This window comes from Pseudomonas sp. Z1-12 (genome assembly GCF_051132015.1).
GTDB classification, from domain to species: Bacteria; Pseudomonadota; Gammaproteobacteria; order Pseudomonadales; family Pseudomonadaceae; genus Aquipseudomonas; species Aquipseudomonas zanjanensis.
This window is the reverse complement of record NZ_CP071647.1, coordinates 703,574-728,330: the sequence shown is the minus strand read 5'-3', so window position 1 is coordinate 728,330 and position 24,757 is coordinate 703,574. Positions and strand designations below refer to the sequence as shown.

The following is a 24,757-nucleotide window of genomic DNA, read 5'->3' as shown; positions in this document are numbered from 1 at the left end:
GGGTTTTTGACGTGACTGTTGGGCATGATCGCAGTGAGCCCTTACGACGCAGTGGAAACTTAATTCCTTCTCCGACCCATCGCCACGAACGCAGCATTTTTGATGACATAGATGAGTCATTCTCTTTATCGGAGATATTCATGACGGCCATCATCCCCTAAACATGACCTAATTACTGGTTGAATAACCGCGCAGGTTTACAACATAAGAAACTCCCGCTAGGCCGAAAATCTAGGGACGGACTCTCGTCGCACCGGTCATAAATGTCATAACGTTTATCCACCGATAGACGACGCAATGGCATTCTGCTAGCGTCCGGACACCGTATTCGGGAATGTCCAGACGGCAAGACAGGGAAGCCCTGAAACTAGGCGTCTTAAGCACAAAATGGCCGGGTTAAATACGTGATATCGATTACAGACCTCCACGAGATCGATCCACCGGACCGTATCTACTCAGCATCCGCGAGCCACGTTCACAGCGGAATCCCCCTCCCGAAACCAATGCGTGTTCGAAGCTTCAGCCCCGATGAGTGGGAGGAATTCGTAGAAGAGTGGGCAAGCTCCTTAAAAAATGAATATCCCAAAGTCCGACGCTTTGGCGGTTCCGGCGACCTCGGTGTCGACATTGCAGGGGTGTGTACGCCTGAAGGTTTCAAGGGAGCTTGGGATAATTATCAATGTAAGCGCTACGACCATCCTCTTCGACCTAGTGACGTCTGGGTCGAGATAGGGAAAATTATTTATTATTCTTATGCTGGCAAATACATTCCTCCAAGGAAGCATTATTTCGTCGGCTCACAAGATATCGGCACGAGCCTTGAGCAGCTTCTAAATAACCCAGAAGAACTTCAGTTTAAGACCGAAGAAAATTGGGAAAAGTATTGCAAAGGCGGCATAACCTCAACAATGGAAATCGAATTGGCAGGAGAACTACTTGCACATTTTGAATCATTTGACTTCAACATATTTTCTTCTAAATCAATTGTCGAATTGATAGAGGGTCATAGCAAGACTGGATTCCACTCTGTAAGATTTGGGGGTGGACTTCCGCTTAGACCTCAATCTCTATTGCCACCAGAAGCGCCTGCTAGCGAGGAAAACAGATACATACGACAGCTACTTGATGCTTACGGGCAGCACATGAAAATTCACTTTCCAGACCCGACTGGACTCGAACTCCATGCGGCGCTAAAGCGTGACTATCTGCGACAACGTGAACGCTTCTATCACGCCGAATCCTTAAGAAACTTTGCTAGAGACACAGTTCCAGAAGGCACTTTTTCCGCCTTGCAAGATGAAATTTTTTATGGCGTCGTTGACACATGCGAGGATGCACATGCGGATGGCTTCGCAAGAATGAAAGCGACAGTTCTGCTTTCCGCCAGCATTGCCGCAACTGCCAATCCTTTAGCGTCTGCATTCAAAACTCAAGACAGACAGGGAATTTGTCATCAACTAGCAAACGATGATCGACTTACATGGGTCCCTACACATGAATAAGTCACCTACAATCACCCCATTCAACAGCCCCCTAGAAACAGGGGTTCGGTCCCTCGCCATATTAACAGCAGCGTTTCCAATGGCAATGGATCTCCAGCGCTTGGTCGAGATGGATTACCTTGTGGTTCACTCCGAGGATGCTAACGGCCCTAGCAGCCTACATGCTCCTCTTCCTCTCAGGGCTGGAGAACTTCTTGTGCGTCGAGGGCTAATAGAATCAGGTCTAAAGCTAATGATAAGCCGTGGGCTTTTACGTCGCTTGGCTTCGTATGATGGCTTTAGTTTCATTGCTACAGACGCAGCGTCGCCATTCATATCTTCTCTCAGCTCCGTATACTCACGAAGACTGCTTAGCAGAGCAAAATGGGCGTATGACGAATACGGAAACACCCCTACAGACGAAATTGGAAATATTACTCATAGATTTCTAGAGTGGTCTAGCGAGTTCCATACAGTACAAAATCCTGGCGGTCGTTAATGAGCGAAAATAGTTTTCAATTGCGATGCATTGAGTTTGTCGGACCAGCAAACCAAAGCAAAGTTAACTTCTTTGAAGGGGTAAACGTTGTCTGTGGATCCTCTGACACCGGTAAGTCTTTCCTCGCCGAATCGATTGATTTCATGCTGGGCGGCTCTGAGCTTCGGCAAATTGATGAGCGCATAAAATATGACAGAATCATGCTTTCCGCTGAGTCATCGAACGGAGAGCGCTGGGAGTTAGAGCGCTCTACTTCTGGAGGAGGTTTCAAGCTTACAAAACCAGGAGAAGATGACCCTGTAATTCTGAAGCCCTCTCACTCGCACGGAGCTTCAGATAACTTATCTGGCTTTTTGCTTGGAAAACTAGATCTTCTAAGCAAAACCATACTAAAAAGTAGCAAAAACTCTACCACTCAAAGCCTAAGCTTTCGAAATATTGCAAGGCTTGCAATCGTCCAAGAAGACGAAATACAAAGCAAAGGCTCTCCATTCTGGGGTGGCCAATTCACCACAAAGACGTCGGAACTCGCAACCGTAAAATTAGTATTAACAGGCATCGATGATTCTTCAATAAATACACCATCGACTAAACATGTGGACAACTATGGAAAAATCGTACTTCTAGAAGACTTGATCTCCGAGCTACTAAACGATATTGGCAGCTCCAAAAAAATAGAACTTGAGGAGCAGTTTTCGCGATTAAACACCTCAATGGCGGCGCAGCGTGAAGCCCTACTATATGATCAAAAGCACCTTTCAGAAAGCTTGACTACACGTCAGACGAACATTCTCCAACGTAGGGAAATACAAGAGCGACTGGACGAGATTGTCGACCTTATTTCTAGATTCTATTTGCTTCGAGATCATTACGACATAGACATACAGCGATTGGAGGCAATCAGAGAAAGCGGCTCAATGTTAGTCTATGTGGAAGTCGTACCTTGCCCGATGTGTGGGGCGGACGCCGATTCTCAACACTTTGAATCTGGCTGTGATGGTGACATTCAGGCTACTGTGTTAGCGGCTACGGCAGAAATAGAAAAAATAGAAAAACTAAAGCTAGATCTAATCAAGACCATTGACGACCTTCAAATCGAAGATGCCGCACTAACAGCTCTAAACTTGGAAAAACAAGAAGAATTCTCTACTATAGAGCAATCGTTGCAGGACCTGATAACTCCAAAAATTAAAAACGCTCAAGCTGAATATGAAAAGTTGGTTGAGCTTCGGCTGGAGGTTTTGAAAACCCTAGGCAACTATGAGCGAATAGAGAGACTCGAAAAAAGAAAAGAAGAGTTAGAGAAAGAAACATCATTGCCAAGCTCTAAAACCCAATCATCTGTGGGAATTCCAGAAATTATCGGGAATGCACTTTCGGATAAGATCTCTAACATTCTTACCGAATGGAACTTCCCAGGCGAATGCAAAGTTCACTTCGATAAAGCTGCAAGCGATTTCGTAATCGACGGTAAGCCTCGCGGCAGTCGTGGTAAAGGACTGCGTTCAATCACTCATGCAGCGGTTAGCCTTGGTCTCTTGGAGTACGCTCAAGAAAACGATTTGCCTCATCCTGGCTTTTTGGTAATTGACTCCCCTCTTCTTGCCTATTTCAAACCGGAGGGTGATGACGATTTGCTTTTGCGAGGGAGCAATTTGAAAGAGAAATTTTATGAATATTTGGTCCGATTTCATACGTCCAAAAGCCAGGTCATCATCATTGAAAACCAGCACCCCCCGGCGGAATTCGTACATGACATCCACTTAACGGTGTTCACCAACAACCCTTCAGAAGGTCGCGCAGGCTTTCTCTAAGGCTTGGGACGCGTTCAAGTGAGCTGACCGTAGGGTATGGCGTCTTTCTGAGCGCCTGGAGCGCTCTGGGGATGGGACGCGACAAGTCTTAGCCTAGGGGCTTGAGATGCTTGAAGGCTTTCGGAGCCTCTACTGGCTCGTTTCCGATCAGCGCTCCATTGGATTCGAGCGCAGATTGCACATGCGCAAGGTCTCACTCATGACGTGGCCATCCTCAACATCTCCCATTAGGCTCAGAAGCTGTTTTTGCGTCATGCCGGAATCCAATTCAACCTCGACGTCCGGGAACGTCCCATCGGGGATGATGGTGACTCGTCTCAACGCCTCCATTCTGCTGGAACCAGGTAGGTCCAGTACGTCAGCCAAGCAATCTGCTCGGAAAGAAAATGTGTTCATGCTATCCACCTAAAATTGACAAGGTTCATTACTTAGCTACCCTTTGAAAAGGCTCATCATTCGAGTCTCTCCGCCCCACTTAAAAGTCTCCTTTGCTAGCTCCATCGTGCCTCTCGCAAGCACTCATCTGCCCAAAGCCTTCAGGTTGAATGCTCTTAGAAGCAGCTAAGAGAGATCAGGGGATTTGATACTGGAATTAGCTTGTCTGGAAAATCACCGCCGAGTAGATCGTGTCCCGCACCAGCGTCGACGAGGCTTCGTTGTTCATCATGATCGCCAGGATCACCACTTCCACCAGCACCGCCGACAAGGTGAGGATCATGGTGCCGTAAGGATCACCGACCTTTTCCGCCAGCAGCTCGGCGTGATGGGCCACGCGCATGGAGGCGGCGACGATAAAACCGATCAGGACCAGGCCGCCGAGCAACGCCACCAGTTGCCCGCTGCCCAGCAGCCAGTGCTCCAGCGGATAGGCGACACATACGGCGGCCAGCGCCAGCAACAGCAGTTTTTCTTGCTTGATCAAAGTGAGCATCGCGGGCCTGTCACTGTGAACGGGTCATGAGTTACTGACTGTGGGGGGACGCGAACGTTTCGTCCGATTGTGACGCACCAGGGGGTGGCGAGTGGCTGGCAGGTGCACCTTTATTGTTCTCAAGAGCCTCATCGCGAGCAAGCTCGCTCCCACAGTTGTGCATTGCTTTTGTGGGAGCGAGCTTGCTCGCGATGGCTGCCCCGAGAAGATCGCCGATTTTGTTGTCTTGTTGGTCAGCATTTTGCATTGCTGCTGCACAGCCAACCTCACAACAAAATGGAGTTCGAGTTCATGCACAAACGCCCCTTGAAGAAATTGCTTTGCGCCGTCGTCGCGGCCGTCGGCCTGGGTGCCGGCCTGAATGCCAGTGCTGCCGACCCGCTGAAGGTCGGCTTCGTCTACATCGGCCCCATCGGCGACCACGGCTGGACCTATCAGCATGAACAAGGGCGCAAGGAACTGGCGGCGAAGTTCGGCGAGCAGATCACCACCCACTACGTGGAAAACGTACCGGAGGGGGCCGACGCCGAGCGGGTGATCCGTAACATGGCCAAGGACAAGTACGACCTGATCTTCACCACGTCCTTCGGCTACATGAACCCGACGCTGAAAGTCGCCAAGCAGTTTCCCAAGGTCATCTTCGAACACGCCACCGGCTACAAGCAGGACAAGAATCTCGGCACCTACCTGGCTCGCACCTATGAGGGTCGCTACGTCGGCGGCTTCCTCGCGGCCAAGATGACCAAGACCAAGAAGATCGGCTACGTCGCCTCGTTCCCGATCCCGGAAGTCATCCGCGACATCAACGCCATCCAACTGGCCCTGAACAAATACAACCCCGGCACCGAAATCAAAGTGGTGTGGGTCAATTCCTGGTTCGACCCGGGCAAGGAAGCCGATGCCGCCAACGCGCTGATCGACCAGGGCGTCGACGTCGTATTCCAGCACACCGACAGCCCGGCGCCGATCCAGGCCGCCGAACGCCGCGGCGTCTATGCGGTGGGCTACGCTTCGGACATGGCCCATTTCGGGCCCAAGGCGGTGCTGACCTCCATCGTCAATGACTGGGGCCCGCATTACATCCAGGCGACCCAGAGCGTGCTTGACCACAGCTGGAAATCCCAAGACTACTGGGGCGGCCTGAAGGAGGGCACGGTGAAACTGCCGATCAGCGACCTGGTGCCGGCAGCGGTCAAGGGCGAAGCCGAGCAGATCATTGCCGACATCGAGAGCGGTGCCTTCCACCCGTTCACCGGCCCGATCAAGGACCAGGCCGGCGTCGAGAAAATCCCCGCGGGCGTAAGCGCCACCAACGCGGAACTGGCGTCGATGAATTATTACGTCGAAGGGATGAAGGCTGAGATTCCCAAGTAAGTGCCAAGCCCAACCCAATACCCATTGTGGGAGCGAGCTTGCTCGCGATTGCGGACTGACATCCATTATCTGTATTGGCTGACACACCGCTATCGCGAGCAAGCTCGCTCCCACAGGGGCCCTTTATTTCACATCTGGAAAGCCGCATGAACAGCCTGCCCATCATCGACATCAGCCCGCTCTACGGCGATGAGCCCGACGCCTGGCAAGGCGTCGCCGAGCAGATCGACCGCGCCTGCCGTCAGTGGGGCTTCTTCTACATCAAGGGCCACCCCATCAGCCCGGCGCGCATCACCGAGGTGCTGGGCAATGCCCAACGCTTCTTCGCCCTGCCCGTCGAAGAAAAACTCAAGATCGACATCACCCAGACCCGCCACCACCGTGGCTACGGCGCCGTCGCCACGGAACAACTGGACCCGACCAAGCCCAGCGACCTGAAGGAAACCTTCGACATGGGCCTGCATCTGCCGGCCGATCACCCCGAGGTGCTGGCGGAAAAACCGTTGCGCGGCCCCAACCGCCACCCAGACTTGAGCGGCTGGCAAGCCTTGATGGAGCAACATTACCGTGACATGCAAGCGCTTGCGCAAACCCTGCTGCGGGCCATGACCCTGGCCCTGGGCATCGAACGGGACTTTTTCGACACGCGCTTCAACGAACCGGTAAGCGTGCTGCGCCTGATCCATTACCCACCCCGCGACACCGCCAGTTGCGTCGAACAGCAAGGTGCCGGCGCCCATACCGACTACGGTTGCATCACCCTGCTCTACCAGGACGCCGCCGGTGGCCTGCAAGTGCGCAACGTCAATGGCCAGTGGATCGACGCGCCGCCCATTGATGGCACCTTCGTGGTCAACCTCGGCGACATGATGGCGCGCTGGAGCAACGACCGTTACCTGTCCACGCCGCATCGGGTGATCAGCCCGCTGGGAGTGGACCGCTATTCGATGCCATTCTTTGCCGAGCCGCACCCCGACACGTTGATCCAGTGCCTGCCCGGTTGCCAGAAGGACGCCCACCCACCCAAGTATCCAACGACGACCTGCGCCGAATTCCTGCTGTCGCGCTTCGCCGACACCTATGCTTACCGGCGGGAGCCCCAGGCCGTGTAGTGGATCAGCCGGTCAGGTTTTACCCGACAGGGCGGCCAGCCCCCTGTAGAATGCCCGCCATCGATTCGCTGATGAGAAAAGACCATGTACGACTGGCTGAACGCCCTGCCCAAGGCTGAACTGCACCTGCACCTGGAAGGCTCGCTGGAACCCGAGCTGCTGTTCGCCCTGGCCGAACGCAACAAGATCGCCCTGCCGTGGAACGACGTCGATACGCTGCGCAAGGCCTATGCCTTCAACAACCTGCAGGAATTTCTCGACCTCTATTACCAGGGCGCCGATGTGCTGCGCACCTCCCAGGATTTCTACGACCTGACCTGGGCCTACCTGTTGCGGTGCAAGGCGCAGAATGTGATCCACACCGAACCGTTCTTCGACCCGCAGACCCACACCGACCGTGGCGTCCCATTCGAAGTGGTGCTCAACGGCATCGCCGCCGCCCTCAAGGACGGTGAGCAGCAACTGGGCATCACCAGCGGCCTGATCCTGAGCTTCCTGCGTCACCTGAGCGAAGAACAAGCCGAGAAAACCCTCGACCAGGCGCTGCCGTTCCGCGACGCCTTCGTGGCCGTGGGCCTGGACAGCTCGGAAATGGGCCATCCACCGAGCAAGTTCCAGCGCGTGTTCGACCGCGCACGCAACGAGGGCTTCCTGACCGTTGCCCATGCCGGCGAAGAAGGCCCGCCCGAGTACATTTGGCAAGCCCTGGACCTGCTGAAGATCCAGCGCATCGACCATGGCGTACGCGCCATCGAAGATGAGCGGCTGATGCAGCGGATCATCGACGAGCAGATTCCATTGACCGTGTGCCCGCTGTCCAACACCAAGCTGTGCGTGTTCGACGACATGTCGCAACACAACATCCTCGACATGCTCGAGCGCGGCGTGAAGGTGACGGTGAACTCCGATGACCCGGCGTACTTCGGCGGCTACGTCACCGAAAACTTCCACGCCCTGCATACCCACTTGGGCATGACCCAGGATCAGGCCAAGCGCCTGGCGCAGAACAGCCTGGATGCGCGGTTGGTAAAACCCTAGCCCCAACAATCACCCCCTGTGGGAGCGAGCTTGCTCGCGATGGCGGTCAATCAGGCGACATCGATGTTGAATGCCGAACCGCTATCGCGAGCAAGCTCGCTCCCACAGGTTTTTTGATCGCTTGCAAATCCACGGTTGGACGCAGATCCAATTGTGGGAGCGAGCCTGCTCGCGATAGCGGTGTATCAGTCGACATTAGTGTTGAATGCCAGACCGCTATCGCGAGCAGGCTCGCTCCCACAGGGGATGGTGTTTAGTCGGCGACGGGCGCTTCGCTCAATTCTTCCAGCGTCTTGCCCCGGGTTTCCATCCCGAACAACCAGACCACCCCCGCCGCCACGGCGAAGCACAGCGCGCCCAGGGCGAACACACCGCCCTGGCCGGTGATGGGAAACACCAGGCCGGTCACCAAGGGGCCGAGCAGCGAACCGATACGCCCAACCGCCGAAGCAAAACCCGAGCCCGTGGCCCGGGCCGAGGTCGGGTACAACTCCGGCGTGTAGGTGTAGAGCACCGCCCACATGCCGAACAGGAAGAACTGCATCAGCAACCCGGTGCCGATCAGCAGCCCGACGTTGCCGCCAAACACCGCGCTCTGCCCATACAGAAACGCCATCACCCCGCCGCCCAGCAACGTGATGATGCACACCGGCTTGCGTCCCCAACGCTCCACCAGCCAGGCCGCCATCAGGAAACCGGGAATCCCGCCCAGGGAAATCAGCACGGTGTAATACACCGACTGGGTCACGGCGAACCCCGACTGCTGCAACAATGCGCTGAGCCAGGACGTCAGGCCATAAAAACCGAGCAAGGCAAAGAACCAGACGCTCCAGATCATCATCGTGCGCTGGCGATACAGCGGCGACCAGATCTGCGCCAGGGCCGAAAAGAAATTGCCCGGCACACTCTCGCCCCTTGGCAGGCGGATCGGCTCCGGCAGATCGCGACGTCCCAGCGAGGTCCGGACCTTGTCTTCGATCCGCTTGAGCACCGCGTCCGCTTCGTCACCCCGACCGGCCTGTTCCAGCCAGCGCGGCGACTCGGGAATGAAAAAGCGAATCGCCAGGACAAACACTGCCGGCACCGCCAGCACCAGGAAGATGTCGCGCCAGCCGATCACCGGCAGCAGGAAATACGACAGCACCCCCGCCGCCACGAAGCCCAGGGGCCAGAAACCATCCATCAAGGCGATGTAGCGCCCTCGACGCTTGGCCGGGATCAACTCCGACAGCATCGACTGGGCAATCGGAAACTCCATGCCCATGCCGATGCCCAGCAGAACGCGAAACAGCGTCAAGGTCTCGACATCCTGGGCGGTGGAGCATAGGTAACTGGCAATGCCCCACAACACGATGCTCCACTGGAACACCGGCTTGCGCCCGAACCGATCGGCCAGCATGCCCGACAGCGACGCCCCCAGCACCATGCCGAAGAAGCTGGAGCTGGCGAGCAAACCGGCCTGGGCGGTGCTCAGGCCGAACTCGGTTTTGATCGAGCCCAGCAGGAACGTCATCATCGCCAGGTCCATCGAGTCGAAGAAAAACGCCAGGGCGATGATGATGAAAATCACCCGGTGATACCCACTGATGGGTAACCGCTCCAGGCGTTCCGCCGCGCTGTAACCGTGAGTGTCCATGCTGCCTCCCCAATCCGAAAATTCCCCGGACCGAGTGTGCGCGAACCTTGCGAGCGGCTATTGCTGAATACGACCTGTCGACAGCCCTGAACGACGCGCCAGGCAGTTCCCTAGAACGCCATCTCCACGGCATCCTGCCGGGCGAACCGGTGGATTTCCTGTTGGCCGAGCGTCGTCACCTGCAAGGCCCGCGAATCGTTGGGCAAGGCCAGCCAACCTGACTGCATGAACAGTTGCAGCAACGCCGCCCCCAGCGCGCCACCCAGGTGCGGACGACGCTCGCTCCAGTCCGGGCAAGGGCACGCGATACGGGCATTGCGATAAGCCAGGGCCTGGATGAACAAGCCCCGCTCGGCCAGTTGAGTGGCACCCTTGTGCGTGACGATCACCCGCTGTTCGAACTGCTCGATCCATCCGGCGTCCAGCAGGCGCTGGTAGAGGTCGGCCGCCAGGGTTCCCCCCAGGTGGTCGTCGCACAGCCTGGCCCGCATCAACGAAGCGGGGGCCGACGGAGCCTTGGTCGGCATGACCCGGCGCTTGAAGACCTCCGGAATCTGCCGTGGCGTACTGACCAGGGTCGCGCTGGCCAGCGCTTCGACGGCGGCGCCGATTTCAGGCGCGGCCAGGCGGAAAAACCGCTTGCGGCCCCGGGCTTCGACTTTCAACAGACCTCCCGCGGACAAGCGCCCCAAGTGCGCATTGGCCGAGGACGGCGACAATCCGGCGAGCAACGCCAGCTCCTCGGCCTGGCGGGCCGTGCCGTCCATCAAGGCCCACATCATTGCGCTGCGCTTGGGGTCAGCCAGCAGCGTGGCGATCTGGCTGATGCAAGGTGCATGTTCCATGTATTCACTCCCTGTTGAATCATTCGTCTACTGCTCTGGCGCAGGCGGTCGCTAGTATAAGCGCGGTGACCGCGCTTTCCTGTCCTCCGGAAACCTTTGGAGGCGATTGTTCATGAGGGAAAAGTCTCTATTTGCGTGCGACTAATGGCCCGCCCCCGCCGGGAGTGGAAATCGAGCGGTCAACTCACCGCAGCGGTCCCGGAGCATGTCCCGCAAAAGGTTGATGGGCTTGCTCAATTGCGCCCGGTGGGCACACAGCAGATTGAGGGGCGCGCGCTCGCATTGCAGGTGCGGCAAGAGGATTTTCAAGCGCCCGGCCAGTACGTCGGTGGACACATCCAGCCACGATTTGTAGGCGATCCCAGCCCCCGCCACCGCCCAGCGGCGCACCACATCGGCATCATCACTGAAGCGATCGCCGCCGACGGTGAGGCTCACCTCCCGTTTGCCGTCATGAAAGACCCATCGGTCATGGACCCGGCTGCCCAGCATGTACAACAGGCAGTTGTGCTGGGCCAGTTGTTCCAGTTGATGAGGTTCACCCTGGCGCGCCAGATAGTCTGGCGACGCACACAGCACTCGACGGTTATCCGGGGCGACGGGCAAAGCCACCAGGCTTGAATCTTCCGGCTCGCCATAACGCAGGGCGATGTCCACCGGCTGCTTGAACAGGTCGGCCATGCGATCTCCCAGCAGCAGCCGCACCGTCAGCCCGGGGTGCTCGCGCTGGAACCCATCCAGCCAGGGCAACAGCAGGTTGCGCCCCAGGTCCGAGGGCGCGGACAACTGCAACACCCCGCTGACCTGATCCTGCCCGCTGGTCAATAACCGCCGTCCTTCGTCGAGACTGCTCAACGCGGCACGGGCGTATTCGAGAAACCCCTCGCCTTCGGCCGTCAGGCGCAGGCTGCGGGTGGAACGGGCCAACAGCCGCGCACCGAGGTGCTGCTCGATCCGTTTCAACGCGGCACTGGCCACCGCCGCCGACAGGTCCATGACCCTGGCTGCCGCCGAGAGACTGCCCAGGTCCGCCGCCCGGACAAACAATTGCAAGTCATCGAAGCGAAGCATGACGACTCCATTATCAAAATATTATTGAAAGAGCCTGTTGTTTTAGCCGGTTTTATCTCGGTGATAAATAGCTAAACATGGCCTTCATCGAAACTCACCTCACGGAGCCGCTTCATGAAAGCCATCGCCTACTACCATTCGTTGCCCATTACCGACCCGCAATCGCTCCAGGACATCGAGCTGCCGGAACCGGTCGCAGGTCCCCGGGACCTGCTGGTGGAGGTCAAGGCCATTTCGGTCAATCCGGTGGACACCAAGGTCCGCCAGAACGTCCAGCCCGAAGGTGGCGCCGCCAAAGTGCTGGGCTGGGACGTGGCCGGCGTGGTCAAGGCAGTCGGCAGCGAGGTCACGCTGTTCAAGGCCGGGGACAAGGTGTTCTACGCCGGTTCCATCGCCCGGGCCGGTGGCAACAGCGAGCGGCATGTGGTGGATGAACGCATCGCCGGCCACATGCCCAAGACCCTCGGTTTCGCCGACGCCGCGGCGCTGCCGCTGACGGCCATCACCGCTTGGGAATTGTTGTTCGAGCGCCTGCGCATCCAGGAAGGCCAGGACGACCAGGGCCAGAGCCTGTTGATCGTCGGCGCGGCGGGAGGCGTGGGTTCGATCCTGACGCAACTGGCCCATCAACTCACCGGGTTGAAGGTGATTGGCACCGCGTCCCGTGCGCAAACCCAGGAATGGGTGCGCAGCCTGGGTGCCGACCTGGTGATCGACCACAGCCGCCCCTTGAGCGAAGTGTTGAAAGAAGCGGGCCAGCCCCAGGTGACTCACGTCGCCAGCCTGACCCAGACCGACCAGCATCTGGACCAACTGGTCGAAGCCCTCGCGCCCCAGGGCAAGCTGGCGCTGATCGACGACCCCAAGGCGCTGGACGTGACCAAGCTCAAGCGCAAGAGCCTGTCGTTGCATTGGGAATTCATGTACACCCGCTCGCTGTTCGAAACGGCCGACATGCTTGAACAGCACAAGCTGCTCAACCGCGTGGCCGCCCTGATCGACGGCGGCACGCTGAAGACCACGGTGGGCGAGCATTTCGGCACCATCAACGCCGAAAACCTGCGTCGGGCCCATGCCTTGCTGGAAAGCGGCCAGGCCAAGGGCAAGATTGTGCTCGAGGGCTTCTGACCGAACACGGCGGTCGCCCCGCTAACAATCCCGTGGCGAGGGAGCTTGCTCCCGCTGGGCTGCGTAGCGGCCCCTGGTTTTTGCGGTTGCTGCGCAACCGAGCGGGAGCAAGCTCCCTCGCCACAGTGATTGCATCATTAGCCTGCGACTAACCGTCAGTCCGAGAGTTGACCGTTGTCACAATTGCGATCGTATTCGGGTCTACACTCGAGGCCTTTGCAACGCAATCTTTTCGTGAGGAGGTCAGCAATGAAGATCCTGATAAAAGAAGTGGCAAAATCCCAATGGCAAGTGCGTCTTGACCAGCACGTCGTCACCTTCCGTACCGAGGCCGAAGCCCAGGCTTTTGCCACGACCTTGCAGGCGCGGATCCACGCGCCCCATCGTTTCCCCGAACAACAGCAGCGCGCGGCCGGCTGAGTCAGCCTTCGCGACTGGCCTGGACCAGTGCCCGGGCGTTTTGCAGACGACGGGTGAGCATGGCGGCACCCACCACCAATAACCCGCAAAGGCTGATGACCAAGGCCATCGGCACAGCGGTGCCGTCATGCAATGCAGCGACCAACGCTGCTGCCCCGGCGGCCACGGAAAACTGCAGGCATCCCAGCATCGCCGAGGCACTGCCGGCCCGGGCGCCCTGCCCGTTCATGGCGCAGGCCGAGGCATTGGGAAGGATGCAACCCAGGCTGGCGATGCAGATAAACAGTGGGACCAGCAGCGGCCACAACTGCGCCGGTTGCAATGAACTGACCGCCAGCAGGCTCAGCCCCGCCCCCAGGTAGACCCATACCGCGCGGTTCAACAGGAACGCCGGGCCGCGCTTGGACAGCAACCGGGCGTTGACCTGGGCAACCAGGATGAAGCCCGCCGCGTTGGTGCCGAACAGCCAACCGAAATGTTCGGCCGGTACACCGTAGAGCTTGATGAAGACGAAAGGCGAACCGGCGATGTAGGCAAACATCCCAGCGATAGCGATGCCCCCCGTCAGCGCATGGCCGAGGTAGACGGCGTCGGTCAATAACCGGCCGTACTGGCGCAGCGCGCCCGACAAAGGGGGGCGTGGCACATGGTCCGGCAAGCTTTCCGGCAACCACAAGGCCACGGCTGTCGCCGCCAGCGCGCTGAACACGGTCAGGGCAATGAAGATCGACTGCCAGCCATGCAGGTTCACCAGCAACCCACCCAGCATCGGCGCCAGAATCGGCGCCAGACCCATCACCAGCATCAGTTGCGAAAACACCTTCGCCGAGCCCACCGCATCGCATTTGTCACTGACCACCGCTCGGGAAATCACCATCCCGGCGCAGCCGCCCAAGGCCTGGACGAAGCGAGCGCCAATCAGCCATTCGAGGTTCGGCGCATAGGCGCAGGCCAGGGACGCCAGGGTGAACAGGCCGACGCCCGTCAGCAACGGAATGCGCCGCCCGAAGCGGTCCGCCACCGGCCCATAGGCCAACTGCCCGATGGACAAGCCGAGGAAATAGGCCGCCAGGGTCAGTTGGATGTGTTTTTCGTCAGTACCGAAGGCCGTGGCCATCGCCGGAAAGGCGGGCAGGTAGAAATCGATCGCCAAGGGACCGAAAGCGCTCAAGGCGCCAAGAATCAGAATCGTACGGAGGTTCATCGGGCGTCCAGCTCAGGCGTCGTTCGACAGCCCGACAGTCTAGCCGTGCCGGGCGCTCTTGAACATTCCGATAGGTCGCTAACGATTAAAAAAACTCAAGCAACACTGGTCCCATAACCCTCTTCCTTGATGGCCGCGACCACGGCATCGGCCGGCAACGAACTCTGGACCTGCACGGTCTTGGTGCGCAGGTCGACGCGCACGGCAGCCGCCGGATCCTTGGCCTGGACCGCCTCGGTGATGGCCTTGACGCAGTGACCGCAGGACATGCCCTCGACATTAAAAGTTTGCATGGGATGACTCCTTGGGATTGAGGTTGCCGCCAGTCTCAAGCTTGCCACGATGGAAAGGTCAAGTTCTGACAAAAACTGCCGGGCTGGCAATCGGCATCGCCCTCAGCCAAGCTGCACACATCAAGGATTTCACACCGGAGGTTCAGCCATGCGCTGGTCAGCGTTCAGCCTGTTTTGCATGCTCGGTCTTTCAGCGGTAGCGCCCCAGGCCTCGGCCGCCGGCGAAGACTATGGCGTGTTGATCATTTCCCGCGAGCGCCTGGAGGTGTCGACCAATTGCGAAATCGGCATCTACATCCAGGATCAACTCTCGGCCCGGCTGTTCCAGGAACAAAGTACCTCGTTCAACCTGCCGCCGGGTAAAGTCTCCTTGCGCCTGAAGTTGCTGCCGGGGCAGGCGCCGGGTTGTAATCCGGGCATGCTCGCACCGGGCTCGCAGGACATTACCCTCAAGGCCGGTGACATCCTGAAGTTCCGCGTCGCCATGAGCCAGGAAGGCATGTACCTCAAGCAGGCTGGGCTCGGTTACTGAAACACCCATCTTGTGGTTGCCAGCCCCTGTGGGAGCGAGCTTGCTCGCGATGGCGGCCTGACAGCCAATATTGCTGTTGACTGACCTACCGCTATCGCGAGCAAGCTCGCTCCCACACAAGCTCAGCATCAGCTTTTGGATTGGCGCTTGACCTTACCAGCATGGCAAGGTTGATCCTGTAGTCATTCACTACAGGGAGCCTGACCCATGCCCGAATCCACCACGTTCGATCTACCCATTGCCGGGATGACCTGTGCCAGTTGCGCCGGGCGGGTCGAGCGAGCCTTGAGCAAAGTCGCCGGTACCCGTGCTGTCAGCGTCAACCTGGCGACGGAACTGGCCCGAGTCCAGGCCCCCGAAGGCAGCCTGCCGGCCTTGAAGCAGGCCGTCGAACAGGCGGGCTATAGCGTTCCCGTGCAGACCCTGGAGTTGAACATCGAAGGGATGACCTGCGCCTCCTGTGTCGGTCGGGTCGAACGCGCCCTGGGCAAGGTCGATGGCGTGAACAACGTGAACGTCAATCTGGCCAACGAGCGGGCCCACCTCGAACTGCTCGGCCACGTGGATGCGCAAATCCTGATCGATGCGGTCAAGCGCGCAGGCTACGACGCCACGGTCTGGCAGGCCGAGCTGGCAGCCGATACCCAGAACCACCGCCTGAATCGTGAACGCCTGGCACTGGTGCTGGCGATCCTGCTGTCCGTGCCGTTGGTGCTGCCCATGTTGCTGCAGCCGTTCGGCGTGCATTGGATGCTTCCGGCCTGGGTGCAGTTCGCCCTGGCGACGCCGGTGCAATTCATCTTCGGCGCGCGGTTCTACGTCGCCGCCTTCAAGGCCGTGCGGGCCGGTGCCGGGAACATGGACCTGCTGGTGGCCCTGGGTACCAGCGCCGGCTATGGCTTGAGCGTGTATGAATGGGCGATCGCCCGTCCCGGCAGCATGCCGCACCTATATTTCGAGGCCTCGGCGGTGGTGATTGCCCTGGTGCTGCTCGGCAAATACCTGGAAAGCCGCGCCAAGCGCCAGACCGCCAGCGCCATCCGCGCCCTCGAAGCCTTGCGCCCGGAGCGAGCGATCCAGGTGATCGATGGCCAGGAGCGGGACGTTGCCATCAGCGCCCTGCGCTTGCATGACCGGGTGCTGGTCAAGCCCGGCGAACGCTTCCCGGTGGACGGTGAAGTGCTGGAAGGCCAGAGCCATGCCGACGAAGCGCTGATCAGCGGCGAAAGCCTGCCGGTGCCCAAGCAGCCCGGCGACAAAGTCACTGGTGGCGCTATCAATGGCGAAGGCCGGCTGCTGATCCGCACGCAAGCCTTGGGCGCCGAAACCGTTCTGGCGCGCATCATCCGCCTGGTGGAAGACGCCCAGGCCGCCAAGGCGCCAATCCAGAAACTGGTGGATAAAGTCAGCCAGATCTTCGTTCCGGTGGTGCTGGTGCTGGCCCTGGCGACATTGATCGGCTGGTGGCTGTATGGAGCCCCACTGGAAACCGCACTGATCAACGCCGTTGCGGTGCTGGTAATCGCCTGCCCCTGCGCCTTGGGCCTGGCGACGCCCACGGCGATCATGGCTGGCACCGGTGTGGCTGCGCGCCACGGGATTCTGATCAAGGACGCCGAGGCCTTGGAGCGCGCCCATGAAGTCACGACCGTGGTGTTCGACAAGACCGGCACCCTGACCTCCGGCACACCCCGCATCGCCCACCTGACCGCCCTCGACGGTGACGAGGACGCGCTGCTGAAAATGGCCGGGGCGCTGCAACGCGGCAGCGAACATCCTCTGGCCAAAGCGGTGCTGGACGCCTGCACCGAGCGCGGCCTGCACGTGCCGGATGTCAGCGACAGCCAGTCCCTGGCCGGACGCGGTATCGCCGGCAGCCTCGACGGGCGCCGCCTGGCCTTGGGCAATCGTCGTCTGCTTGAAGAACTGGGTCTGAACCCCGGTTCGCTGGCCGAATCCGCACAGGTTTGGGAAACCGAAGGGCGCACGTTGTCCTGGCTGATCGAACAAGGCGCAGTGCCGCGGGTGCTAGGCCTGTTTGCCTTCGGTGACACCCTCAAGCCCGGTGCTCTGGCAGCCGTACAGGCCTTGGATGAACAACACATCGCCAGCCACCTGCTCACCGGCGACAACCAAGGTAGCGCCCGAGTAGTGGCCCAGGCGCTGGAGATTTCCAATGTCCACGCCGAGGTACTGCCGGCGGATAAATCCGCCATCGTCCAACAATTGAAGCGCCATTCGGTGGTGGCGATGGTGGGCGACGGCATCAACGACGCCCCGGCCCTGGCCGCCGCCGACATTGGCATTGCCATGGGCGGCGGCACCGATGTGGCGATGCATGCCGCGGGCATCACCCTCATGCGCGGCGATCCGCGCCTGGTGCCGGCGGCGCTGGACATCAGCCGCAAGACCTACGCCAAGATCCGCCAGAACCTGTTCTGGGCGTTTATCTATAACCTGATCGGCATCCCCCTGGCGGCGTTCGGTTTTCTCAACCCGGTGCTGGCCGGCGCGGCCATGGCGCTGTCGAGCGTCAGCGTGGTGAGCAACGCGTTACTGTTGAAGTTCTGGACACCCAAGCCATTGGAGGACAAGCGATGAACATCGGCCAAGCGGCCCGCCAGAGCGGCCTGAGCGCGAAGATGATCCGTTATTACGAATCCATCGGCCTGCTCAAGGCTGCACATCGTACCGACAGCGGTTACCGGATCTACGGCACCGATGACCTGCACACCCTGGCGTTCATCAAGCGCTCCCGCGACTTGGGATTTTCCCTGGAAGAGGTCGGCAAACTGCTGACCCTCTGGCAAGACCGCCAACGCGCCAGCGCCGACGTCAAGGCCCTGGCCCGGCAACACATCGATGAGCTGAACCAGAAAATCCGCGAGTTGGCCGAACTGCGCGACACCCTGCAAGACCTGGTCGAACACTGCCACGGCGACCACCGCCCGGATTGTCCGATCCTCAAGGAACTGGCGTCGGGGTGCTGTAAGAATTGATGCCAACCGCCAATCCCCTGTGGGAGCGAGCTTGCTCGCGAAGACGGCGGCACATTCAACATCAATGCAAGCTGAACCACCGCTATCGCGAGCAAGCTCGCTCCCACAGGGGGCTTGGTGGGGGACATCAGATTCGAGCTCCAACACAAAACCTCTGTGGGAGCGAGCTTGCTCGCGAAGACGGCGGCACATTCAACATCCATGCAAGCTGATCCATCGCTTTCGCGAGCAGGCTCGCTCCCACAGGGGGCTTGGTGGGGGACATCAGATTCGAGCTCCAACACAAAACCTCTGTGGGAGCGGGCTTGCTCGCGAAGACGGCGGCACATTCAACATCCATGCAAGCTGAACCACCGCTATCGCGAGCAAGCTCGCTCCCACAGGGTTCTGTGCCACAGAGGATTGGCGGTGGGGGCCGCTTTTGGTGCCCACAAAAAAACCCGGCCATTGGCCGGGTTTCTGTTCAACCGATCATTGCATCCATGGCGGCGGTGGTTCTTCGGTCTTGCCGGGTGGTGCATCGTCGGCGGCGCGGACCGCCTGGCGGCGTTCTTCGTCCAGGCGTGCAGCCTCGATTTCACGCATGATCCCGCCGACATCCGCCAGTTCTTCCGGCTCGTCGAACTCGCCGGTCAGCGCGCTGGCCGGGTGCAGGGTGCCGGCTTCGTACAGTGCCCACATTTCCTTCGCGTACTTGGTGCGCTTGAGCTCCGGGGCGAACCGGCCGAAGTAGGACGCCATATTGCCCACGTCCCGCTCCAACATGCTGAAGGCATGGTTGTTACCCGCGGCATCCACGGCTTGTGGCAGGTCGATGATCACCGGCCCCGTTGGCGTGAGCAGGACGTTGAACTCCGACAGGTCACCATGCACCAGACCGGTACACAGCATCAGCACGATCTGGGAAATCAGATAGGCGTGATATTCACGGGCCTGGTCCGGCTCCAGCACCACATCGTTCAGGCGCGGAGCCGCATCGCCATACTCGTCGGCCACCAGCTCCATCAGCAGCACGCCTTCGAGGAAGTCGTACGGCTTGGGTACACGTACACCCGCGCTCGCCAGGCGAAACAGGGCCGCCACTTCGGCGTTCTGCCAGGCGTCCTCGGTTTCCTTGCGCCCGAACTTCGAGCCCTTGGCCATGGCCCGGGCCTGACGGCTGTTGCGCACCTTGCGGCCTTCCTGATATTCGGCCGCCTGACGAAAACTTCGCTTGTTCGCCTCCTTGTAGACCTTCGCGCAACGTAGCTCGTTGCCGCAGCGCACCACATAAACAGCTGCTTCTTTACCACTCATGAGTGGGCGCAGCACCTCGTCGACCAGACCGTCCTCGATCAGGGGTTCAATGCGTTTTGGAGTCTTCATCAGCTTTTATTGTGGGTCCTTTATTACCAAACACGCGAATGACAGTCGTTATACGGCAATCCTTGCTCCACGGGGAGGGGGTGCCGACCTATGAACCGGTGATGCACACAATGTGCCGGATTATCGACCGCGCCAAATCATAGCCGAGACCGGACCTGGCGTTGGCAACTGAATGCCCAGGTATTTGCGACAAGAGCTGACAGCCATGTCTACAACCGCCGTAGGCCAGTGTGGCGACTCAATGCTTGAACAACTCCCCCGGGGTAAACCCGAACATCCCCTTGAACGCGGCAATGAACGCAGACGTTGAATCATACCCACAGGACAACGCGGCGCTGGTAACGCTGTCGCCCTTCTCCAACGAGCCCAGGGACGACAACAAACGCATGCGCTGGCGCCAGGCCCGAAAGCTCAGGCCGGTCTCGCGCTGGAACAGGCGCATCAGGGTTTTTTCCGACGTGCCCAGACGCTCGGACCAAGCGTGCAAGGTGACGTTCTGTTCGGGCTGTTCGATCAATTCGTTGCACAGCGCCAGCAAGCGGGCATGTCGCGGCAGCGGCAAGGAAAATCCCACCTCCGGCAGCGTCGCCAACTGATCCAGCAGCACCTGCACCAGCCGTTCTTCCTGGGTATCACCCTGGGGATAATCGACCGGCAGCTGACAGAACACCTTGATCAGTTCACGGGCCAGCGGCGTGACCTCCAACACCCGACAGCGCTCGTCGGCCCAGGGGCAAGCGTGGCGATGGACGTACAGGCTGCGCATTTCCGCCCGGGTGGAGGTCACCACTTGGTGCTCCAGGTCCGCTGGAATCCAGATGCCCCGTTGTGGTGGAGCAAAAAAACTGCCGGCGGCGGTGTGTACGCCAAGAACGCCGCTGATGGCGTAGGAAAACTGCACCCAATCATGACGATGGGCTTGGGTCCAGGAACCGGCGCTCAGGCTTTCGACACGGGCGTACAGCGGCCTCGGCAATTGCGCTAGGTCGGGGATATGGCGTTCCAGCTGCTGATGTCCGTTAGGCGGCATTGATTGGCCTTATGTCGCAAGACGACTAATGAAGACGACGTTAGGCTAAGTCGACCTTTCCTACAACTTGCGGTGCCCTATGCATATCGTCAGACACCTCAAACGCCTGGTGACCGACTGGTTCCTGTGCGGCATGTTGCTCGCCACGCTGTTGGCATATTTCTTCCCGACCTTTGGCGCCACGGGCGGTGCCATGCATGCCGAATGGGTGGTCAACATCGGCATCTTCGTGGTGTTCTTCCTGCACGGGGTCAACTTGTCCGGCGAGCAGATCCGCCACGGCCTGAAGAACATCCGGCTGCATGCGATGGTGCAGGGTTTCACCTTTGGCGTGTTCCCATTGATCTGGCTACTCAGCAATTGGCTACTGAGCAGCCATGTGCCGGCGCTGCTGATGCTGGGGTTCTTCTACCTCTGCGCCCTGCCCTCGACGATCTCTTCCTCGGTGGCCCTGACTGGCAGTGCGAAAGGTAACGTGCCTGCGGCAATTCTCAACGCGAGCCTGTCCAGCGTACTGGGGATTTTCCTGACACCGTTGCTGGTCAGTTTCGTCGTCGGCAGTGGCGCCGGGGGCATCGACCTGGGGTCAACCTTGCTCGACCTGTGCCTGATGTTGCTGCTGCCGCTGGTGCTGGGGCAGTTCCTGCGACGTTGGCTGGCCGGCTTTTTCGGACGATACAAACGCTACACCGGCATCATCGACAAGTTGGTCATCCTGCTGCTGGTCTATGCGGCGTTCTGCAACTCGATGGTGTCCGGCATCTGGCGCCAGCAAGGCAGCGGCGTGTTGCTTAGCGCAGTGGTGGGCAGTGCCGTGCTGCTGGCAATCATCCTGTGGGCGACCACCCGTACCGCCCGCGCCCTGAAATTCAACAGCGCCGATGAAGTCGCCGCGGTGTTTTGCGCCAGCAAGAAATCCCTTGCCGCCGGGGTGCCGATGGCGGCGTTGATTTTCGGCAACCACCCGGGCCTGGGGCTGATTCTGCTGCCGATCATGATCTATCACCCGCTGCAGTTGATCGTCTGCTCGATCCTGGCCGAGCGCTATGCCAGCCAGCACAAGGCGCTGACATCCGGCCAGGACGGCGCCCTCGTCAACGCTCGATGATCGCCGTCACGCCCTGGCCGGCGGCGGCACAGATGGAGATCAACCCTCGACCTCGCCCGGCGGCGTCCAGCAACTTGGCGAGGTTGGCGACAATGCGCCCGCCCGTGGCGGCAAACGGATGCCCGGCGGCCAGGGAACTGCCCTTCACGTTCAGCCGGCTGCGCTCGATGGACCCCAGCGGCGCGTCGAGGCCCAGGCGGGTGTTGCAATAGTCCGGGTCTTCCCAGGCCTTGAGCGTGCACAGCACTTGGGCGGCGAACGCTTCATGGATTTCGTAGTAATCGAAGTCTTGCAAGGTCAGGCCGTTGCGCGCCAACAATCGCGGCACGGCGTAGACCGGGGCCATCAGCAGCCCTTCGGCACCGTTGACGAAATCCACCGCTGCCGTTTCACCGTCACGCAGGTACGCCAGGATCGGCAGGCCCCGGGCCTTGGCCCATTCTTCGCTGCCCAGCAGCACCAACGAGGCACCGTCGGTCAGTGGGGTGGAGTTGCCGGCAGTCATCGTGCCCTTGGCGCTTTTTTCGAAGGCCGGCTTGAGGGACGCGAGTTTTTCCAGGGTCAGGTCCGGGCGCAGGTTGTTGTCCCGGGTCAGGCCGAGAAACGGCGTCATCAAGTCGTTCTGCCAGCCTTCGGCGTAGGACGCGGCCATCTTCTGATGGCTCTCCAGGGCCAGCTGATCTTGCGCCTCCCGAGGGATCTGCCAGGTCTGGGCCATCAATTCACAGTGCTCGCCCATGCTCAGGCCAGTGCGCGGTTCGTTGATGCGCGGCAGATCCGGCATCAGGTGTTGGGGGCGCAATTGCAGGAAGGTCTTGATTTTCTCGGCGGTGCTCTTGGCGCGATTGGCTTGCAGCAGGATCCTGCGCAACCCCTCGTTGACGGCGATCGGCGCGTCCGATGTGGTGTCGACGCCGCCGGCAATGCCGCTGTCGATCTGGCCCAGGGCGATCTTGTTGGCCACCAGCAGCACCGTCTCCAGCCCCGTACCGCAGGCCTGCTGTACGTCATAGGCCGGCGTCATCGGTGACAACCGCGAACCGAGCACGCATTCGCGGGTCAGGTTCATATCCCGAGAGTGCTTGAGCACCGCACCGGCCGCCACTTCGCCGATGTGCAAGCCATGCAGGTTGTAGCGTTCGATCAGCCCCTCGAGGGCAGCCGTCAACATCGCCTTGTTGCTGGCGGTGGCATAGAGCCCGTTGGAGCGGGCGAAGGGAATGCGGTTACCGCCGATGATCGCGACGCGGCGTAGCTGTGTCATGAAAGAACTCCCTGTGTAGGTCTGAATGTACTCGCTGAAACAACCGAACGTCTGTGGGAGCGAGCTTGCTCGCGATGAACGATGACGCGCTATCCCTGAAAAATCGCGGCGCCTGCATCGCGAGCAAGCTCGCTCCCACAGGTATCCGGTGCCTTGGACAAGACGCTCCGGGACAAGCTTAGGCTTTATCTCGCCGATCGAACGACTGATTGCCAATCATGGTCCACACTTGGAACCTCATCAGCCGGAGTGTGTTCCATGTCTGACCGTTATATCGACTTCGCCAATTCGCCCATCGGCCGGCGCATGGTCGGGTCCCTCGGCCTGCCCTCGCCGGTACGCCTGGAACGCTGGCAGGCCGGGCGGCTGCGGCCGATCGAAGGCGCGCTGCTGCTGGGCGGTGGGCCGTTGACCGAACAGATCGGCACCTTTGCCAAGCGCCTGACCGACAGCATTTTCATCTACGGCGGCGAACCGACCCTGGCCACGGAATGGATCCCCGGCCACGGCCCGAAAATCAAGGCGGTGGTGTACGACGCCAGCCATTTGGTCCAGGCCGACCAGCTCAAGCAACTGCGGGAATTTTTCCAGCCGCTGATGAAAAACCTCGACCACAGCGCCCATGTCGTCATCCTCGGGCGTGCACCGGAAAGTCTTGGCGATCCGTTCGCCGCCAGTGCCCAGCGGGCGTTGGAGGGTTTCAGCCGGTCCCTGGCCAAAGAGCTGCGCCACGGCGGGACGCTGCAATTGCTGTACGTCGGCAACGGTGCCGAAACCCAGTTGGAAGGTGCGCTGCGGTTTTTCCTGTCGCCCAAAAGCGCCTTCATTTCCGGGCAGGTCATTCGTCTTAACGCCTGTGACAACCAAGTCCAGGACTGGACCCGGCCGCTCACGGGGCTCAAGGCGCTGGTCACTGGCGCAGCCCGCGGGATCGGCGCCGCCATCGCCGAAACCCTGGCCCGCGATGGCGCCGACGTGATCCTGCTGGACGTCCCGCAGGCCAAGACCGATCTCGACGCCCTGGCGGCGCGCTTGAGCGGACGCAGCGTCACGCTGGATATCTGCGCTGAAGAGGCGGCCCCACAGTTGATCGAGCACTTGCCCGACGGCGTCGACATCGTGGTGCACAACGCCGGCATCACCCGGGACAAAACCCTCGCCAACATGACCCCGGAATTCTGGGACGCCGTGCTGGCCGTCAACCTCAACGCCCCGCAAGTACTGACCAAGGCCCTGCTCGACAGCGGCACCCTGCGGGACAATGGCCGGGTGGTTCTGCTGGCGTCCATCAGCGGCATTGCCGGCAACCGTGGGCAGACCAACTATGCGGCGAGCAAAGCCGGGCTGATCGGCCTGGCCCAGGCGTGGGCGCCGCAGTTGCAGACACGCGGTATCAGTATCAATGCCGTGGCGCCGGGCTTCATTGAAACCCGCATGACCGCCGAGATCCCCTTCGCCTTGCGCGAGGCCGGACGGCGCATGAGCTCCCTTGGCCAGGGCGGTTTGCCCCAGGACGTCGCCGAAGCCGTGGCCTGGCTCGCACAACCGGGCACCGGCGCCGTGACGGGGCAGGCCTTGCGGGTGTGCGGTCAAAGCCTATTGGGAGCGTGACC

General features: G+C 60.0%; 22 protein-coding genes and 1 pseudogene. 13 read left to right on the top strand and 10 right to left on the bottom strand.

The window, feature by feature from the left end:
- Positions 1-503: 503 nt before the first annotated feature.
- The 3 genes from J3P85_RS03135 to J3P85_RS03125 are packed head-to-tail and all read left to right on the top strand — an operon-like array spanning position 504 to position 3,794.
- Positions 504-1,502 (top strand): ABC-three component system protein, encoded by a 999-nt coding sequence (locus tag J3P85_RS03135; protein WP_434704872.1) that lies wholly within the window; start codon positions 504-506, stop codon positions 1,500-1,502.
- Positions 1,468-1,980 carry an ABC-three component system middle component 2 gene (locus J3P85_RS03130; RefSeq protein WP_434704871.1) on the top strand — a complete coding sequence of 171 codons (513 nt, stop codon included), beginning with the start codon at positions 1,468-1,470 and terminating at the stop codon, positions 1,978-1,980. Before J3P85_RS03135 ends, J3P85_RS03130 begins: the two co-directional genes overlap by 35 nt.
- Positions 1,980-3,794, top strand: coding sequence for a hypothetical protein (locus J3P85_RS03125; protein ID WP_434704870.1), 1,815 nt, complete (start codon positions 1,980-1,982; stop codon positions 3,792-3,794). The genes J3P85_RS03130 and J3P85_RS03125 overlap by 1 nt, the downstream gene beginning before the upstream one ends.
- A 147-nt stretch (positions 3,795-3,941) precedes the next feature.
- Here J3P85_RS03125 and J3P85_RS03120 read toward each other — a convergent pair whose 3' ends face one another.
- Entirely contained in the window at positions 3,942-4,190 is a 249-nt protein-coding gene (locus tag J3P85_RS03120) for a hypothetical protein (RefSeq protein ID WP_434704869.1), read from the bottom strand.
- A 211-nt stretch (positions 4,191-4,401) separates the two neighbouring features.
- Positions 4,402-4,725, bottom strand: a pseudogene (locus J3P85_RS03115) (calcium:proton antiporter); the annotation flags it as partial.
- A gap of 291 nt (positions 4,726-5,016) precedes the next feature.
- On the opposite strand from J3P85_RS03115, the gene J3P85_RS03110 reads away from it, so the two are divergent.
- From J3P85_RS03110 to J3P85_RS03100, 3 genes are all read left to right on the top strand, one after another.
- The gene (locus J3P85_RS03110; protein ID WP_434704868.1) at positions 5,017-6,099 is read left to right on the top strand and encodes a BMP family ABC transporter substrate-binding protein; all 1,083 of its coding nucleotides are present in this window, start codon (positions 5,017-5,019) and stop codon (positions 6,097-6,099) included.
- 146 nt (positions 6,100-6,245) lie between these two features.
- On the top strand, positions 6,246-7,211 hold the full coding sequence (locus J3P85_RS03105) for a 2-oxoglutarate and iron-dependent oxygenase domain-containing protein (protein WP_434704867.1): 966 nt from the start codon (positions 6,246-6,248) through the stop codon (positions 7,209-7,211).
- An 84-nt stretch (positions 7,212-7,295) separates the two neighbouring features.
- The gene (locus J3P85_RS03100) at positions 7,296-8,249 is read left to right on the top strand and encodes an adenosine deaminase (RefSeq protein ID WP_186707946.1); all 954 of its coding nucleotides are present in this window, start codon (positions 7,296-7,298) and stop codon (positions 8,247-8,249) included.
- Positions 8,250-8,502: 253 nt separating this feature from the next.
- Here the strand turns inward: J3P85_RS03100 and J3P85_RS03095 are convergent, their stop codons facing one another.
- The 3 genes from J3P85_RS03095 to J3P85_RS03085 form a co-directional block, all read right to left on the bottom strand.
- A complete protein-coding gene (locus J3P85_RS03095) occupies positions 8,503-9,885 on the bottom strand; it encodes an MFS transporter (protein WP_434704865.1) in 1,383 nt (460 codons plus the stop codon).
- A 110-nt stretch (positions 9,886-9,995) separates the two neighbouring features.
- Positions 9,996-10,730, bottom strand: a complete 735-nt coding sequence (locus J3P85_RS03090; protein WP_434704864.1) for an ArsR/SmtB family transcription factor — start codon at positions 10,728-10,730, stop codon at positions 9,996-9,998.
- A gap of 141 nt (positions 10,731-10,871) precedes the next feature.
- Positions 10,872-11,801 carry a LysR family transcriptional regulator gene (locus J3P85_RS03085; protein ID WP_434704863.1) on the bottom strand — a complete coding sequence of 310 codons (930 nt, stop codon included), beginning with the start codon at positions 11,799-11,801 and terminating at the stop codon, positions 10,872-10,874.
- A gap of 114 nt (positions 11,802-11,915) precedes the next feature.
- Here J3P85_RS03085 and J3P85_RS03080 point away from each other — a divergent pair, with 114 nt between their 5' ends.
- Positions 11,916-12,929, top strand: coding sequence for a zinc-binding alcohol dehydrogenase family protein (locus J3P85_RS03080; RefSeq protein WP_434704862.1), 1,014 nt, complete (start codon positions 11,916-11,918; stop codon positions 12,927-12,929).
- Positions 12,930-13,178: 249 nt separating this feature from the next.
- Entirely contained in the window at positions 13,179-13,349 is a 171-nt protein-coding gene (locus J3P85_RS03075) for a hypothetical protein (RefSeq protein WP_170866862.1), read from the top strand.
- A gap of 1 nt (position 13,350) precedes the next feature.
- Here J3P85_RS03075 and J3P85_RS03070 read toward each other — a convergent pair whose 3' ends face one another.
- A complete protein-coding gene (locus J3P85_RS03070) occupies positions 13,351-14,553 on the bottom strand; it encodes a multidrug effflux MFS transporter (protein ID WP_434704861.1) in 1,203 nt (400 codons plus the stop codon).
- Between the two features lie 95 nt (positions 14,554-14,648).
- Positions 14,649-14,846: a heavy-metal-associated domain-containing protein gene (locus J3P85_RS03065; RefSeq protein WP_434704860.1), complete on the bottom strand. Its 198-nt coding sequence runs from the start codon at positions 14,844-14,846 to the stop codon at positions 14,649-14,651.
- Between the two features lie 148 nt (positions 14,847-14,994).
- On the opposite strand from J3P85_RS03065, the gene J3P85_RS03060 reads away from it, so the two are divergent.
- The 3 genes from J3P85_RS03060 (at position 14,995) to cueR (ending at position 18,377) form a co-directional block, all read left to right on the top strand.
- Positions 14,995-15,378, top strand: a complete 384-nt coding sequence (locus J3P85_RS03060) for a hypothetical protein (RefSeq protein ID WP_434704859.1) — start codon at positions 14,995-14,997, stop codon at positions 15,376-15,378.
- Positions 15,379-15,585: 207 nt separating this feature from the next.
- Positions 15,586-17,979 (top strand): heavy metal translocating P-type ATPase, encoded by a 2,394-nt coding sequence (locus tag J3P85_RS03055; protein WP_434704858.1) that lies wholly within the window; start codon positions 15,586-15,588, stop codon positions 17,977-17,979.
- On the top strand, positions 17,976-18,377 hold the full coding sequence (gene cueR, locus J3P85_RS03050) for a Cu(I)-responsive transcriptional regulator (RefSeq protein ID WP_109752292.1): 402 nt from the start codon (positions 17,976-17,978) through the stop codon (positions 18,375-18,377). Before J3P85_RS03055 ends, cueR begins: the two co-directional genes overlap by 4 nt.
- Positions 18,378-18,848: 471 nt before the next feature.
- Here the strand turns inward: cueR and J3P85_RS03045 are convergent, their stop codons facing one another.
- Both J3P85_RS03045 and J3P85_RS03040 read right to left on the bottom strand, forming a co-directional pair.
- Positions 18,849-19,742: a PA4780 family RIO1-like protein kinase gene (locus J3P85_RS03045; RefSeq protein ID WP_434704857.1), complete on the bottom strand. Its 894-nt coding sequence runs from the start codon at positions 19,740-19,742 to the stop codon at positions 18,849-18,851.
- 238 nt (positions 19,743-19,980) lie between these two features.
- Positions 19,981-20,772: an AraC family transcriptional regulator gene (locus J3P85_RS03040; protein WP_434704855.1), complete on the bottom strand. Its 792-nt coding sequence runs from the start codon at positions 20,770-20,772 to the stop codon at positions 19,981-19,983.
- Between the two features lie 79 nt (positions 20,773-20,851).
- Between J3P85_RS03040 and J3P85_RS03035 the strand changes: the two genes are divergently transcribed.
- Positions 20,852-21,880 carry a bile acid:sodium symporter family protein gene (locus tag J3P85_RS03035; RefSeq protein ID WP_434704854.1) on the top strand — a complete coding sequence of 343 codons (1,029 nt, stop codon included), beginning with the start codon at positions 20,852-20,854 and terminating at the stop codon, positions 21,878-21,880.
- Here the strand turns inward: J3P85_RS03035 and J3P85_RS03030 are convergent.
- Entirely contained in the window at positions 21,867-23,144 is a 1,278-nt protein-coding gene (locus tag J3P85_RS03030; RefSeq protein ID WP_434704853.1) for an acetyl-CoA C-acetyltransferase, read from the bottom strand. The two genes, J3P85_RS03035 and J3P85_RS03030, sit on opposite strands and share 14 nt — an antisense overlap.
- A gap of 258 nt (positions 23,145-23,402) precedes the next feature.
- Between J3P85_RS03030 and J3P85_RS03025 the strand changes: the two genes are divergently transcribed.
- Positions 23,403-24,755 carry a 3-oxoacyl-ACP reductase gene (locus tag J3P85_RS03025; RefSeq protein WP_434704852.1) on the top strand — a complete coding sequence of 451 codons (1,353 nt, stop codon included), beginning with the start codon at positions 23,403-23,405 and terminating at the stop codon, positions 24,753-24,755.
- Positions 24,756-24,757: the final 2 nt, after the last annotated feature.

Excerpts from the sequence above, each read along its gene's own strand:
- J3P85_RS03135 (WP_434704872.1), top strand. The coding sequence starts at position 504 with ATGCGTGTTCGAAGCTTCAGCCCCGATGAGTGGGAGGAATTCGTAGAA.
- J3P85_RS03130 (WP_434704871.1), top strand. The coding sequence starts at position 1,468 with ATGATCGACTTACATGGGTCCCTACACATGAATAAGTCACCTACAATC.
- J3P85_RS03125 (WP_434704870.1), top strand. The coding sequence starts at position 1,980 with ATGAGCGAAAATAGTTTTCAATTGCGATGCATTGAGTTTGTCGGACCA.
- J3P85_RS03120 (WP_434704869.1), bottom strand. The coding sequence starts at position 4,190 with ATGAACACATTTTCTTTCCGAGCAGATTGCTTGGCTGACGTACTGGAC.
- J3P85_RS03110 (WP_434704868.1), top strand. The coding sequence starts at position 5,017 with ATGCACAAACGCCCCTTGAAGAAATTGCTTTGCGCCGTCGTCGCGGCC.
- J3P85_RS03105 (WP_434704867.1), top strand. The coding sequence starts at position 6,246 with ATGAACAGCCTGCCCATCATCGACATCAGCCCGCTCTACGGCGATGAG.
- J3P85_RS03100 (WP_186707946.1), top strand. The coding sequence starts at position 7,296 with ATGTACGACTGGCTGAACGCCCTGCCCAAGGCTGAACTGCACCTGCAC.
- J3P85_RS03095 (WP_434704865.1), bottom strand. The coding sequence starts at position 9,885 with ATGGACACTCACGGTTACAGCGCGGCGGAACGCCTGGAGCGGTTACCC.
- J3P85_RS03090 (WP_434704864.1), bottom strand. The coding sequence starts at position 10,730 with ATGGAACATGCACCTTGCATCAGCCAGATCGCCACGCTGCTGGCTGAC.
- J3P85_RS03085 (WP_434704863.1), bottom strand. The coding sequence starts at position 11,801 with ATGCTTCGCTTCGATGACTTGCAATTGTTTGTCCGGGCGGCGGACCTG.
- J3P85_RS03080 (WP_434704862.1), top strand. The coding sequence starts at position 11,916 with ATGAAAGCCATCGCCTACTACCATTCGTTGCCCATTACCGACCCGCAA.
- J3P85_RS03075 (WP_170866862.1), top strand. The coding sequence starts at position 13,179 with ATGAAGATCCTGATAAAAGAAGTGGCAAAATCCCAATGGCAAGTGCGT.
- J3P85_RS03070 (WP_434704861.1), bottom strand. The coding sequence starts at position 14,553 with ATGAACCTCCGTACGATTCTGATTCTTGGCGCCTTGAGCGCTTTCGGT.
- J3P85_RS03065 (WP_434704860.1), bottom strand. The coding sequence starts at position 14,846 with ATGCAAACTTTTAATGTCGAGGGCATGTCCTGCGGTCACTGCGTCAAG.
- J3P85_RS03060 (WP_434704859.1), top strand. The coding sequence starts at position 14,995 with ATGCGCTGGTCAGCGTTCAGCCTGTTTTGCATGCTCGGTCTTTCAGCG.
- J3P85_RS03055 (WP_434704858.1), top strand. The coding sequence starts at position 15,586 with ATGCCCGAATCCACCACGTTCGATCTACCCATTGCCGGGATGACCTGT.
- cueR (WP_109752292.1), top strand. The coding sequence starts at position 17,976 with ATGAACATCGGCCAAGCGGCCCGCCAGAGCGGCCTGAGCGCGAAGATG.
- J3P85_RS03045 (WP_434704857.1), bottom strand. The coding sequence starts at position 19,742 with ATGAAGACTCCAAAACGCATTGAACCCCTGATCGAGGACGGTCTGGTC.
- J3P85_RS03040 (WP_434704855.1), bottom strand. The coding sequence starts at position 20,772 with ATGCCGCCTAACGGACATCAGCAGCTGGAACGCCATATCCCCGACCTA.
- J3P85_RS03035 (WP_434704854.1), top strand. The coding sequence starts at position 20,852 with ATGCATATCGTCAGACACCTCAAACGCCTGGTGACCGACTGGTTCCTG.
- J3P85_RS03030 (WP_434704853.1), bottom strand. The coding sequence starts at position 23,144 with ATGACACAGCTACGCCGCGTCGCGATCATCGGCGGTAACCGCATTCCC.
- J3P85_RS03025 (WP_434704852.1), top strand. The coding sequence starts at position 23,403 with ATGTCTGACCGTTATATCGACTTCGCCAATTCGCCCATCGGCCGGCGC.